Origin of the sequence: Sphingomonas sp. BK481 (genome assembly GCF_014194875.1) — a bacterium.
GTDB classification, from domain to species: Bacteria; Pseudomonadota; Alphaproteobacteria; order Sphingomonadales; family Sphingomonadaceae; genus Sphingomonas; species Sphingomonas aerolata.
Genome location: NZ_JACIAP010000007.1, coordinates 158676 through 171120 on the forward strand (window position 1 = coordinate 158676; position 12445 = coordinate 171120).

The following is a 12445-nucleotide window of genomic DNA, read 5'->3' on the forward strand; positions in this document are numbered from 1 at the left end:
CGACGATCGTAGGGACCAACATCGTCTGAGGGATTATAATGCGCATAGCGATGGTGGGATCGGGTTACGTTGGTTTGGTGTCGGGCGCATGTTTCGCCGATTTCGGACATGACGTGATCTGCATCGACAAGGATGCCGGCAAGATCGCGGCGCTCGAAAACGGCATCATGCCGATCTACGAGCCGGGTCTGGATGCACTGGTGGCGCGCGGCGTCGAGGCCGGGCGGTTGCGCTTCGGTACCGATCTTGCCGCGAGCGTGAAGGGTGTCGACGCGGTCTTCATCGCCGTCGGTACGCCGTCGCGGCGCGGTGACGGTCATGCCGACCTGTCCTATGTCTATGCCGCCGCCGAGGAAATTGGCGGCGCGATCGACGGCTTCACTGCGATCGTCGACAAGTCCACGGTCCCGGTCGGCACCGGCGACGAGGTCGAGCGGATCATCCGCCGGGTCAATCCGGATGCCGACTTCGCGGTCGTGTCGAACCCCGAATTCCTGCGCGAAGGCGCCGCGATCGACGATTTCAAGCGTCCCGACCGCGTCGTGATCGGCAGCGACGACGAAAAGGGTCTGGCGGTCATGCGCGAGATCTATCGTCCGCTCGCCCTTGGTCGTTCGCCGCTCGTCGAGATGAGCCGGCGTGCTGCCGAGCTGACCAAATATGCCGGCAATGCGTTCCTCGCGACCAAGATCACCTTCATCAACGAGATCGCCGATCTGTGCGAGAAGGTCGGCGCGGACGTGCAGGATGTCGCGCGCGGCATCGGCCTCGACAACCGCATCGGCTCCAAGTTCCTGCATGCCGGCCCGGGCTATGGCGGTTCGTGCTTCCCCAAGGACACGCTCGCGCTGCTCAAGACCGCGCAGGATCACGACGCGCCGCAGCGCATCGTCGAGGCGGTCGTCGCGGTGAACGACAATCGCAAGCGCGCAATGGGCCGCAAGGTCATCGCCGCCGTGGGCGGCGACGTTCGCGGCAAGACGATCGCGGTGCTCGGCCTGACCTTCAAGCCGAACACCGACGACATGCGCGACAGCCCGGCGATCGCGCTGATCCAGACGCTGCAGGATGCGGGCGCGACGATCAACGTCTATGATCCCGAGGGTCATGAGCAGGCGAAGGCGGTCATCAAGGACGTGACCTATTGCACCGGTCCCTATGAGACGATGGAGGGCGCCGAGGCGCTTGTCATCGTGACCGAATGGGACATCTTCCGCGCGCTCGACTTCAAGCGCGTCAAGTCGCTGCTGGCGTCGCCGGTGCTCGTCGACCTGCGCAACATCTATCCGCGCGACATGGTCGAGAAGGCCGGGCTGACCTATCACGCGGTCGGCCGCTGATCGACCGGGACAGGCGGCGCGCCGATCGGTGCGCCGCCTGTCTAATTAAGCCAAGGGCCAGTCGGGTTATTCGACCAGGCTGGCATATTGCATATGATCCGGGTCCCGCATCGTGTCGGGGGGGATGACCGCATCGTCGGTATCGCTGGTGGCTGGTGTGCCCGCGTCGGCGCCGGTCGCCGGTGCAGGCGGTGCCGCTGCTGCAACCGCAATACCGGGTTCGCTCGGTCCGGCCCCCGATCTCACGACGACGATCCCCGCCTGTTCGGGCGCTTCGACTGCGGATCCGCAGGCGGCGAGCATCGCCAGCGTTGCGATGCCGACCATGCCGCGCAGGGCGGCGCCGATGCGGGCAGGTCGACCGCCATCATAAGTTGAGCGCGGCAGCACGCGGTTCAGGGCATGCGGGCGAGCGACCGGGGCCGGCGCGGCGGACGCGACGGCGCGATGCGCGTCGTGGATCAGGGGCATTGGAAATTCTCCGTTGGCACCCGATCCTTCACTCGGCCGATGCAAAGGAGGTCTCTTCAAACCTGGTTAGCGGCGGGTTTAGGGTAATGCAGATCCTGTTCTACCATGATCGACCACTGCTGCCGGGGCCGGCGCGTCCGGCCGGCCGGATCAGCGCCCGGGCAGGGATGGGCGCAGCACGTAGATGATATAGCCGACACTGGCCGCAAGCACGAGCACGGCGGGGATCGCATAGCCTTCGTTGCCGAGCCAGTTGCTCAGCGCACAGGCGATCGCGGGCGGCAGATAATGCCACACCGTATCGACCGGCTCATCCTCCATCGAGCGTTGCAGATAGAGCAGCGCCAGGCCCGCAAATACCGCGACGCTCAGCCAATCGTAAATTGTTTCCATGATATACTTCCCAAGCCGCCCGGAACCCGGCCGGCGCCACATTCCGTCAGAGGCGATCCCTATGCCCGGTCCTTCTAGATTTTCTCATCGTCTCGGGCAAATGCAGTATCTTGCCCCCGCTCTCGCGCTGGGACTGCCCTGACGACGACCACGGCGCTGCGGGAGAGGCTGAGCGGGCGCAACGTCGAGGCCTAGCTGGCTGGCGACCACGCAGCTGCGATCGGGAACCAGCCAGCGTCAGGCGGCGCTGCGCAAGGCGGCGAAGATCGACGATGCGAAGGGCTTCGCGCCCAAGGTCAGCCCGACGCCACCTTCTTGAATTGCGCGAGCATTGCCTCGGACAGTCGCATCGGATCGAGCGGCTCCAGATCGGGGCGGCCGCCCGGCGGGCTGGTGCGAAGCGTGTCGATGCTCGCGCGCAACGCCGTCGGCGCGAGCGGCGGATCGAACAGCGTGACCCAGCCGCCGGCGATCTCCGCCGCCAGGCTGGGCAGCGTGCCGACCGCGGGGGCGAGCAGCGGGCGGTCGAGCGACAGCGTGACGAGCGCCGTGCCCGAGTTGAGCGTCGATGTCTGGTTCATCAGACAGGCGTCGCAGGAGGCGATCGCCGAGGCGAAGCGCGCATCGTCGAGCGGGCCGGTTACGATACGGATCGTCCCGTCGGACCGGTCCGCGACCGCGGTCAGCCGCGCGGCGATGTCGTCATCGCCCGCATCGCCGGCAATCAGCAGCATCTCATCGGGCCGGCGGATCGCGAGGAACGCCTCGGCGGCCTCGACCAAGTTCTTGCTGGGACGGAGCGACCCGATCATGCCGAGCACCCAGATACCGTCGGGAATCGCCCAGGCCGCGCGCGCTTCGGCACGAGGGATCGCCGGATAGTCCTCACGGTAATGCGGGTGCGGAACGATCGTCCCCGCCACCGCGGCGATCGCCGGATGCGCGGCGCGATAGCGCTCGAGCGAGGCGGCAGACAGGCCGATCAGGTGATCGATCTGGCCGAGGAGCCGTGCATGATAGGCGTGCCAGACCCGGTGCCGCCAGCCGGTCAGGTCGCGGTGCGGCGTGACATTGTGCGCGGTGACGACGAGCTTGCCGCCCGATCGACGGATCCCCCGCGCGGCGTTCAGCACACGCGCGGCCTTGGCCGCGACGATCGCCGGGTTGTTGCTGCCCGAGCCTTCGAAGATCCCCTCGGGCCAGTGGATATGGAAGATGTCCGCGGTGGGGATGCGCCGCATCAGCGGACGGAATGCGGTGACCGAGGCCGCGGGCGCGCGGAACGCGCCGTACATGCGGCGGACATAGGGGTTGAGGTCGCCCGGATCACCGGCGGGCCAGGCGAGGATGCGCAACGGATCAGCCACGGGCCACCGCCGTCCGGGCGAAGCGGATGAGCGCGAGCATGTCGCGGCGGCCGATCACGAACAGCGCCGCGGCATAGACGACCGCGCCGACCGCGACGTGGATGACCAGCGCGAGCAGCGGGGAGGGGACGTCGATCGTCCGGTGCAGCAGAAGCAGCGCCCCGACCATCACCGCGGATGCGGCAAGCGAGGGTGCTATGCGGGCAGCATAGGCCATCGGTTTTATCCTCAGCAGGTGGAGGGCCGCGCCGACCGAGAGCGGGTAGAGCAGGACGGCGCGGACGGTGAAGCCGATCGCGAGCGCCTGGAGACCATAGCGCACGACGACGAGGAACAGCGATATGTTGCTGACCGCGTAGATCGAGGTGAGGACCGTCTGCCAGTGCGGCTTGTCCTTCACCAGGATGATCGCCTGATTATACTGGCCGATTGTCGTCAGATAGGCGGTGCCGGCGATGATCGAGATGATCGGTGCCGCCTCCATCCATTTCGCGCCGAGCGCGACGCGCACGACCAGATCGCTGACCGCGATGAGCGACAGGAACATCGGCGCGGTAATCGCGGTGGTGAACGAGACCGCGTTCAAAAACGCGCCGCGGAGCCGTTCCTCGTCGTCGCGAAGCCCGGCAAAGGTCGGCAGCGCGACGCGCGACAGCGCGGATGCCATCAGCTGGTTGAGGCCGAGCAGGATGCGCTTGGCCGCGTTGTAGATGCCCGTCGCCGACGCGCCGAGATAATAGGACGAGAAGAAGGTATCGCTCTGCGTGTTGGCGAAGTTGGTAAAGCCGGTGATCGCGACATGGCGGCCATAGCGCCAGGTCGCGAGCAGCTTGGCGCGCTCGACGCGCAGGCTCGGCCGCCAGTCGCTGACGACCCAGAGCAGGATCGTCGACAGCAAGGAGGTGGTGAGCTGCTGGACGACGAGCGCAGTCAGGCCCCAGCCGTTCATCGCGAGGAACAGGCCCGCACCGCCGCCGACAAGCAGCGCGAGGATCGAGCGGATCGCGAGCGGCTTGAACAGCAACTGGCGCGTCATCCACGCCTCATGCGTGCGCGACAGCCCTGAGCTGAGCAGCAGGACGGAGGTCAGCCGCAGCGCGAACTCGATCCGCTCATTGTGCATGATCTCCGAGATGAACTGCGCCGACAGCAGCATCAGCGCCGCGCCGATCACCGCGCCGATCTGGATCAGCAGGAAGCAGGCGTTGTAGTCGCCGGCGTCGGGCGCACCGCGCGAGACGATCGCGGTGGCGAAGCTTTCCACCGAGATCTGCTTGAACAGCTCGACGAAGAGCAGACAGGTGGCGAGGATGCCGAAATCGGCGACCGGGACGAACCGCGCGGTCACCAGGAAGACCAGGAGGTTGATGACCTGGACGAGCGCGCTGTTGACGACCGACCAGATTGCGCCGCGTCCGACCTGTTTACCTAATGAGGGGGCAGCCATGACTCACTCCCACAAATCGTGCGGGAATGTCGCGAGCAGCGCCTGGGGATCGAAGGATATCGGCGGCGCGCCCCCCATTTCGAGCGCTTCGGCGACACTGTTCGCGGAGTCGATGCCGGATCGTCCGGTCCCGCGCGCATAATCGTCATATTTGAACGGCGGCTCGGTCTCGGTCAGGCGGACATGCCGCGCGGGAATGCCGAAGGCCTCGGCGATCACGACGCCGTGGAGCGAACTTGCGAGCACCAGATCGGCGCCGACGATCTGCTCGACGACCGCGTTCCAGCCGCGCAGCGGCGACACGAACGGCAGGCCGAGCGTCGGCGCGAGCGTGAGGTCGTGGAGGTTGGGAACGAACAGGACCGGCTGGGCGCTATGCCGCTTGAAGCGGTCGGGGAACAGCGTCGGCAGCAGCAGCGCCGGGTCGCCATAGACCGCCGGGACGTCCAGCCCGCGCTCCGAAAGGAACGCCGCCGTCAGCGGACCGCGGACCGCGCGGATGTCGAGTGCGTCGAAAGCGTGACGATCGGCGGGAATCTTGCCGTTGACGCCCGAGCCCCAGACGGTGTCGCCGGTCTTGGCGAAATGCATCACCGATCCGACCGTGAACAGCGTCGCGTCGCGCGCCGTCTCCTCGTCGAGGCTGCGGCCGTGCAGCGCGAGGACACGCTCGGCGACGACCGTCGCCAGCCGGTCGCCGAAATTGATCGCGCTGCCCGCGGGACGCCATTCGAACACGTCGACGCGCGGATAGCGGTCGTCATAGGACGGCGGCGGGGCATGCCGCAGACGCGAGAGTGCGCGGTGCAGGCGAGGAGGCATCATCTGTTTCATCGCTTCATCCGTTGTCCGAGCGTCGCGGCCAGGAAGGTCGCGTTCCCGACGAGATAGCGTGACGCCATCCGTCGGGGCTCCTGCAGAAGGCGGAAGGTCCATTCGATGCCCGCGCGCTGCATCCAGAGCGGCGCACGGACGAACTGGCCCGCAGTGAAATCGAGAAAGGCGCCGATGCACAGGATCACCGCACCGACCGCGCCCGCATTGGCGGCCGCCCATTTTTCCTGACGCGGCTGTCCCATGCCCGCGAGCACGAGCCGCGCGCCCGATGCGCGGATCCGCTCCGACAGGGCGGGCGCCTCGTCGGCGCTGAAAAAGCCGTGATGGCTGCCCGCGATACGGATGTTCGGGAAGCGCTCCGCCAGGATCGCAGCGGCCTTTTGCGCGACGCCTGGCGGGCTGCCGAGCAGGAACACGCCCGTTCCCGCAGGCAGCGCGGCGAGCACCGCGGGCGTCAGGTCGGTGCCGTTGAGATTGGCCGGGAAGCGTGTGCCGTAGAGCAGCCGACTGGCGATATCGACGCCGCTGCCGTCGTTGAAGAACACGCCCGCCCGCGTCGCGGTCACGAAGGCGGGATCCGCCCGCGCAAGGTTGACGCTGTGCGCATTGCAGAAGCCGAAGATGGCCGGACCGTCGCCTTCTACCGCGGCAACGACCTGTGCAACGGCACCCGGTACATCGGTGGCGACCACATCGATGTGGCCGATTCGCCGAATCTCCATCATGCCCACCATGCTCAATCGATCAGGATCGAGCCGAGCACGGGGGTGGCATGCTCCTGCAGCACGGCCGCGGCGTTGCGCAGCGCGCGCGCATCCGACCGGTTGCGGCGCGCGACGATGATCGCCGCGTCGAGCCCGAAACAGGCCTCGAGCTGTGTCGCGCTGGCGGGGCCGGCATCGAAGATGACCAGCCCATAATGGTCGCGCAGCGGATCGAGCGTGTTGGCGAGACGCTGCCGGTCGAAGAGTTCGGACGCGTTGGGGACGCTAGGACCCGCCGACAGCAGCGACAGGCCGGGGATCGCGGTGGTCTGGGCGATCGCCTCGACGCGGCCGCCCGACGACAGCAGGGTCGACAGACCGGTGCGGTTGGGCAGGCGGAACAGCCCGTGCTGACGCGGTGCGCCGATGCCGCCATCGACCAGCAGCGTCGAATAGCCGGCCTGGGCGCACGCGACCGCCAGATTGGCGGTGAGCACGGTGGTGTGCAGCGTTTCGTCGTCGATCCCGATCATCGCGATCCCCTGAAGCGGGGAGCCGTCGGGACGGACGTCGCGCGTCACGATCGCGCGAATGTCGCGCGCGGTGACCGCGATGGGATCATCGGGCGCGAATGCTGCGACGACCAGCGGATCGACGCGCTCATCGCCCTCGGGAAGAACCGTGAAGCCCTGTTGCAGCTCGATCGCGCGGCGCACCTGCTCCTCGGTCGCAAAGCCGAGCTGGACCGCCGCCTCGCCGAACAACAGCCCGGTTTCAGCCTGGCGATGCTCGATCTGGCGATGCGCCTCGGGCGACAGCGACAGCAATTTGCCCAGAAGCTGCCGCTGGCTGGGCGCTTCGGCGCCCGGCGCGACCGCGGGACGAACGACATTTGCCGTTTCGCTCGAACGAAGCCTCATGACGTCTGCCTTCCACCCAGCAGCGACGCGACGCGCGACTGCGAAAACGATACCGAGCCCAGCACGGGCACACCCATGGCCGTCGCTGCGCCACTCGACGTCCGCACCCGCGGCCGCCACAGTTCTAGTGCCAGCGCCGTCCCCGCCGCCAGCATTCCGCCCAGCACGAGGCCGAGCGCCAACCGCATCGGCACGTTGGGCGAGGAGGGGAACATCGGCGGCTGCGCGACGTCGAGCTGGACGACGTTGGTCGACGGCGCTTCGCTCTGCAGCCGCATCGTGCCGAGACGCTGGGTCACGGTGTCATAGGCCGCACGCGCCGAATCGACGTCGCGCTGGAGCACGTCGAGCTCGGCGCGGTCGCCCGCGAGCGACAGCATCTTGCCGCGCTGCTGGTTCAGCAGGGCGCGCATCTGGCTTTCCTTGCTGCTTGCCGCACCGCTGGCGACGCGCACCGCATTGGTGCTCGTCCCGGTCTCGACCGCGAGCCGGCGACGCAGTGCCGACAGTTCCGCCTCGGCGGCCTGACGCTGCGGGTGGTTCGGGCCGAGATCCGCGCTGAGCTGTGCGACTTCGGCCGTCTTGGCCGAGATCTGCGTGCGCAGACCCTGGACGACACCGGCCGACTGCACGTCGAGCCCGGTGCTGCCGCCGCCCGCCCGCGCGCCGGCATCCGCCGCCGCCGCTTCGGCTGCGGTCAGCTGGCCGGACAGTTCGGTCAGGCGGGCGGCGTCGGTGTTGTTGGTCGTCGTGTCGACGATCCCGGTGCGACGCTGGAACGCGGTCAGCCGGCCCTGCGCCTGCTCGAGCGCGGTGCGGACCTCGCGCGTGCGATCCTCGAACCAGCGCGAATAGGTGCGGGCGGGATCGGTCTGCAGCTGCAGGCGCGCATCTAGGTAGCTGGTGGCAAAGCCATTGGCGACCTGGGCCGAGAATTGCGGATCGGCCGATTTGAAGCGGATCGCGAGCACGCGCGAGGTCCGGCCCGGTATGACCTCGAGCCCGCCGAGCAGCTGACGACCATACCAGGCGTTGACGTCGCCGGTGCCACCGGTGCGCGCACGCCACTGGTCAGCAACCTGCGGGTTGGCGGCAAGCTTCAGGTCGCGGACGACCGCGGCGGCGATCGCCTCGCTCTGCAGGACGTCGGCCTGGGTCGCGACGAGCGCGGCCACGCCATCCTGCTGCGGCGCCGCCTCGTCGGTTACAGACTGGGCCGGGCCACCGTCGAACAGCAATGAGGACTGCGCGACATAGGTCTTGGGCGTGACGGCCGTCCAGAGCGCGACCAGCACGACGATCAGCAGAATGATCGCCAGCTCGATACGCCAGCGCGCCTTCAGCGACGCGATCAGATCAGCGGGTATTAGCAAGGTTGCTCTCCTGCGGTGCGCCAAGCCGGGCCGCCGTGGTGGAAACAGGGGTAGTCATCAACAGCGCGATCAGCATCTGCGGCGCGGTACTGTCACGGAAATACACGCCATCGTGTTCGCCGTCATCGCCCCGTTCGCGGACCAATGCGGGGTCTAGCATCGAAATGGCACGATCATATCGATCGGTATCAAGCAAAACGACGTCCATCGTCGCGGCAGTGCGGGCCAAGGCCTCGAGCGCATCGCGCTGTTCGAGCGTGCAGCCGAGCACGACCTTCGCGAACAGCCGCGCATCGGGTTCGTTCATCTGCGCCCAGTGGCTGAACGCATCGACGAAGCCGGTGCGGGTATGCGCCTTGGTGACGATATCCGCGTCGCTGCTGACAGCGGCGAGCGATGAATGCCCGGCCAGCATGCGCAGGTGATAGGGCGAGCCACAGGCGGCATCGGCGATCATCGCGCGCGCATCGGTATCGAAGCGGACGCCGGTATTGGCCTCGCCACGTGCGATCAGCGCGTCGACGCTGTCGGCGCCGATCCGGCCCAGCGACACGATCCGCATGTGCCGGCGCAGCGACGGGTGGCCAGCGACGACGTCGGACACGGTCCGCGCGATCCCGACCAGCACGAACAGCACAGGCACGAGCGCGTCGGACAGCAGCTTCATCGCCGCCGCGACGTCGCTCTTCACGCTCGCATCCTCGATCCGGTCGAACTCGTCGAAGATCAGGATCGTCGGCGCGGTGACGCGGTCTGCCACCAGATCGACGAACGCCCGCGGGCCGAAATTCTCCGGCATCTGTTCGAGCTTCTGCGCAAAGGCACGCTGTCCGCCCGGCGCGAAGGCTGCGGGCGGGAGCGCGTCGAGATAGAGCCGGATGATGTCGGCGAAGGTCGCATGCGGTTCGCACGCGAAATAGAGCACGACGGCGCCCGATTCATCCGCATGCTCGCCGAGCACGCGCACCAGCGAGGTCTTGCCCGAGCCACGTGCGCCGTGGATCACCGCATGCTGGTGAAAGTCGAGCGTCGCGGCAAGCAGATGGTCGAGCTCGACCGCGCGTCCGAACAGCTCGCCGCGGGTCCGCACCGGGCGTGCGGCGTCGAACGTGTCCGCGATCCTGCGCCGGTCGCCGATCAGCCGCGTCGCGGTGCTTGCCGGGGCGGGATCCGCGGGCAGGTCGACGACCGGCGCGGCGGGCGGGGTGTAGCGATGCGTCAGCTCGATCACGGGGGGCTCGGCCCATCCGCGGCCGTCCAGCCAGCGCGTCAGCGATGCAATCCATGACTTCAACATAATTCTTGTATCTGCCTTGCCGATCCGGGGAGCGGGTACGCGACGTTGCTGCAACGCACAATAGGATTGCCGTACGGCTCCACGGGGCCACTATACCCTGTGATCATTAAGATTTGTGCCGTATCAGGATAGACATTTGCGGTTTGTCCCCGGTCTTGTCGGGTTGCACGCTGTACATATACGGCCCCCACAGGGCGCCGCCTGCCCAATAGGTCCAACCGAGCCAGACGTCCGAGCCCGCGTCAAGTGTGCCGAGCACCGCATCGAGCGCGGCGAGGCAGTTCGGGTCGCCGCTTGCGCCGAATTCGCCGAGAAATCCCCGTGCCTTGTTGGCGCGCAGCCAGGCGGTGGCCGAGTCGAATGCCTGTGCGGCGGCCTTTGGCGACACGCATTCCGGATGCGTTCCCGACGAATCGGCATCCGGATATTGGTGCATCTCGAATGCCATGTTGTTCGCCGGGTCGACGAGCGTTTTCAGCGCTTCGCCGTTCGAGTCGCTGCCTTTCGTCCAGGAATGGGCACCCGACCAGTTCGTCCCCGGGACAAGTACCAGATTGCGCGCGCCTGTCGCGCGGATCGCCTGTAACGACGCCTCCGCAATCGGTCGCCACGCCGTGGCGGAGAGGCCATTGGGTTCGTTCATCACGCCGAACGCGATACGCTTGTCCCCGGCATAATGGCGGGCGAGGCGGGTCCAGAGGTCGGCGAGCATCGCGCCGCGCGGGTCGATCTGGTCGAGCCGTTGGCCCCGGTATTTGGCGTAATTGTGCACGTCGAGGATGATCAGGCCGAACCCGCCGAGCCCCGCGATCGATTCGTCGAGCCGCGTGAGTTCCGCGGCGTCGATCGGGGCATTGGGCTGCGGTTGCAGCCGTTCCCAGAGAACGGGCACGCGGATCGCGTTCATGCCCGCAGCGACGAAGGGCGCGGTCTCCTGCGGCTTGGGGTAGAAATAGTCGAAGCCGTAGCGCCCGGGAATGCGCTTCGAGGCAAAGCCGCCGGTCGCGATGTTGACGCCGGTATAGCGCGGATGCGCCGGTTTGCGCGGCCCTGTCGCGGAGGGGGCGTCGGCGGCGGCATCGAGCGTGATCGGCAGACCGGTTCGCGCGGGCGCAATCATGACCGCAACGCCAGCCGTCGCGACCAGCGCAGCGCCTCCCAGCGCGATGAACAGGCCGTTATGTCGCATCGGCACGCCCATCACCCAAGCCGGTGACCCGTGCAAGCATCACACGACCAACGCCGGGGGAATCGCGACGGCTGGCCCGGGTAGCGGGGTGCGCCGGCGCTGGCGGCACGGGACATGGCGGGGCACTAGGGTATGAAAAAGGGCGCCCCGTTGCCGGAGCGCCCTCTTCTCAGGCCGTGGCCGCAGACGTCAGGCTGTTGCGAAACAGACCTGGCGACGACGAATGCGCAGGGCATCGCATGAAACGAGACATCCCGGCCACCGGAATCCGATCACTGATTCAGAGCCATTTTTCGTTGATGAAGACCGAGTCCTCGGCCTTGAGTTCGCCGTCGAGATCGACCTTCTTCAGCTTCTCGCCGTCGCGGAAGATCGTGACGTTCCGCGTCGATCCGGCGAGCGTCGGACCACCCGCGCGGGCCAGCGCCTGGCGAACCGTCATCCCGGTCTTCAACGGGAAGGATCCGGGCGAATTCACCTGGCCATAGACATAGATGACGGGCGCGACCGGAACGAAGAGCGTGTCCTTCGCCTCGAGCAGCGTCGCCGCGCTCCATTCGCCACTGAGGTCCGACAGGAGGATACGGTGTTCGACCGGATCGCCGACGCGCTTCAGGATCGCATAGTCCGCGCTGGTCCCACGCGTGCCGCCGGCGCGGGCGAGCGTCATGCCAACGGTCAGCTGCAGATCGAGCGGATAGATGCCGGGGGTTCCGACCTCGCCGAACACGGTCACCGAACTGCTGACGAACTGCGTGACCTCGACATTGACGACGGGCTTGACGAAATAGCCGCCGCTCCGCAGCCGGGCGGCGATGTCCGCGGCCAGTTCACGCGCGGTCTGGTTGCGCACCTGGACCGCGCCGAGGAACGGCAGGGTGATTGTGCCGTCGCTCTTGACGCGCGTCTTGACCACCTGGCCCGGGCCCTGGCCGAAAATCGTCACCTCGACCTCGTCATCGGGGGCCAGGCGATAGCCGTCGTTGGGTACGGCACCCGCCGGCGCGGGTGTCGGGCGTGCGGTTGGTACCTGCGCCCCGGCGGCCGCAGCGGCCATGAGCAACGGCAGAACAAGCGAATGCGCCATGCGGATCTTCATCATCATCC

At 67.4% G+C, this 12445-nt stretch carries 12 protein-coding genes; 1 reads left to right on the plus strand and 11 read right to left on the minus strand.

The genetic code is table 11. The features are described 5' to 3' along the window. The first annotated feature begins 38 nt into the window (after nucleotides 1–38). Nucleotides 39–1340, plus strand: a complete 1302-nt coding sequence (locus tag FHY04_RS14645) for a UDP-glucose/GDP-mannose dehydrogenase family protein (RefSeq protein WP_159512269.1) — start codon at nucleotides 39–41, stop codon at nucleotides 1338–1340. A 66-nt stretch (nucleotides 1341–1406) separates the two neighbouring features. Here FHY04_RS14645 and FHY04_RS14650 read toward each other — a convergent pair whose 3' ends face one another. The 11 genes from FHY04_RS14650 to FHY04_RS14700 all read right to left on the minus strand — a co-directional run bounded on the left by FHY04_RS14650 (nucleotide 1407) and on the right by FHY04_RS14700 (nucleotide 12437). Continuing rightward, nucleotides 1407–1811 (minus strand): hypothetical protein, encoded by a 405-nt coding sequence (locus FHY04_RS14650; protein ID WP_183936970.1) that lies wholly within the window; start codon nucleotides 1809–1811, stop codon nucleotides 1407–1409. A gap of 150 nt (nucleotides 1812–1961) precedes the next feature. Then, a complete protein-coding gene (locus FHY04_RS14655; protein ID WP_031396237.1) occupies nucleotides 1962–2204 on the minus strand; it encodes an XrtV sorting system accessory protein in 243 nt (80 codons plus the stop codon). Nucleotides 2205–2500: 296 nt separating this feature from the next. Then, nucleotides 2501–3571 (minus strand): hypothetical protein, encoded by a 1071-nt coding sequence (locus tag FHY04_RS14660; RefSeq protein WP_183936971.1) that lies wholly within the window; start codon nucleotides 3569–3571, stop codon nucleotides 2501–2503. Next, nucleotides 3564–5018 (minus strand): lipopolysaccharide biosynthesis protein, encoded by a 1455-nt coding sequence (locus FHY04_RS14665; RefSeq protein ID WP_042467778.1) that lies wholly within the window; start codon nucleotides 5016–5018, stop codon nucleotides 3564–3566. The genes FHY04_RS14660 and FHY04_RS14665 overlap by 8 nt, the downstream gene beginning before the upstream one ends. Nucleotides 5019–5021: 3 nt before the next feature. Then, nucleotides 5022–5852, minus strand: a complete 831-nt coding sequence (locus tag FHY04_RS14670; protein WP_197977850.1) for a polysaccharide pyruvyl transferase family protein — start codon at nucleotides 5850–5852, stop codon at nucleotides 5022–5024. Beyond that, nucleotides 5849–6577 carry a WecB/TagA/CpsF family glycosyltransferase gene (locus FHY04_RS14675; RefSeq protein WP_162235403.1) on the minus strand — a complete coding sequence of 243 codons (729 nt, stop codon included), beginning with the start codon at nucleotides 6575–6577 and terminating at the stop codon, nucleotides 5849–5851. The genes FHY04_RS14670 and FHY04_RS14675 overlap by 4 nt, the downstream gene beginning before the upstream one ends. Before the next feature lie 14 nt (nucleotides 6578–6591). Then, nucleotides 6592–7479, minus strand: coding sequence for a CpsD/CapB family tyrosine-protein kinase (locus FHY04_RS14680; protein ID WP_037530233.1), 888 nt, complete (start codon nucleotides 7477–7479; stop codon nucleotides 6592–6594). After that, a complete protein-coding gene (locus tag FHY04_RS14685; protein WP_166746296.1) occupies nucleotides 7476–8852 on the minus strand; it encodes a GNVR domain-containing protein in 1377 nt (458 codons plus the stop codon). The genes FHY04_RS14680 and FHY04_RS14685 overlap by 4 nt, the downstream gene beginning before the upstream one ends. Beyond that, entirely contained in the window at nucleotides 8836–10149 is a 1314-nt protein-coding gene (locus FHY04_RS14690) for an ATP-binding protein (RefSeq protein WP_183936972.1), read from the minus strand. The genes FHY04_RS14685 and FHY04_RS14690 overlap by 17 nt, the downstream gene beginning before the upstream one ends. Before the next feature lie 106 nt (nucleotides 10150–10255). Next, nucleotides 10256–11338 (minus strand): glycoside hydrolase family 5 protein, encoded by a 1083-nt coding sequence (locus FHY04_RS14695; RefSeq protein WP_260171531.1) that lies wholly within the window; start codon nucleotides 11336–11338, stop codon nucleotides 10256–10258. Nucleotides 11339–11618: 280 nt separating this feature from the next. Further along, nucleotides 11619–12437 (minus strand): polysaccharide biosynthesis/export family protein, encoded by an 819-nt coding sequence (locus tag FHY04_RS14700; protein ID WP_183936973.1) that lies wholly within the window; start codon nucleotides 12435–12437, stop codon nucleotides 11619–11621. Between the last annotated feature and the right edge of the window lie 8 nt (nucleotides 12438–12445).

Bases quoted from the DNA above. Each gene is read 5' to 3' on its own strand.
- FHY04_RS14645 (WP_159512269.1), top strand. From the start codon at position 39: ATGCGCATAGCGATGGTGGGATCGGGTTACGTTGGTTTGGTGTCGGGC.
- FHY04_RS14650 (WP_183936970.1), bottom strand. From the start codon at position 1,811: ATGCCCCTGATCCACGACGCGCATCGCGCCGTCGCGTCCGCCGCGCCG.
- FHY04_RS14655 (WP_031396237.1), bottom strand. From the start codon at position 2,204: ATGGAAACAATTTACGATTGGCTGAGCGTCGCGGTATTTGCGGGCCTG.
- FHY04_RS14665 (WP_042467778.1), bottom strand. From the start codon at position 5,018: ATGGCTGCCCCCTCATTAGGTAAACAGGTCGGACGCGGCGCAATCTGG.
- FHY04_RS14670 (WP_197977850.1), bottom strand. From the start codon at position 5,852: ATGAAACAGATGATGCCTCCTCGCCTGCACCGCGCACTCTCGCGTCTG.
- FHY04_RS14675 (WP_162235403.1), bottom strand. From the start codon at position 6,577: ATGGAGATTCGGCGAATCGGCCACATCGATGTGGTCGCCACCGATGTA.
- FHY04_RS14680 (WP_037530233.1), bottom strand. From the start codon at position 7,479: ATGAGGCTTCGTTCGAGCGAAACGGCAAATGTCGTTCGTCCCGCGGTC.
- FHY04_RS14690 (WP_183936972.1), bottom strand. From the start codon at position 10,149: ATGTTGAAGTCATGGATTGCATCGCTGACGCGCTGGCTGGACGGCCGC.
- FHY04_RS14695 (WP_260171531.1), bottom strand. From the start codon at position 11,338: ATGCGACATAACGGCCTGTTCATCGCGCTGGGAGGCGCTGCGCTGGTC.
- FHY04_RS14700 (WP_183936973.1), bottom strand. From the start codon at position 12,437: ATGAAGATCCGCATGGCGCATTCGCTTGTTCTGCCGTTGCTCATGGCC.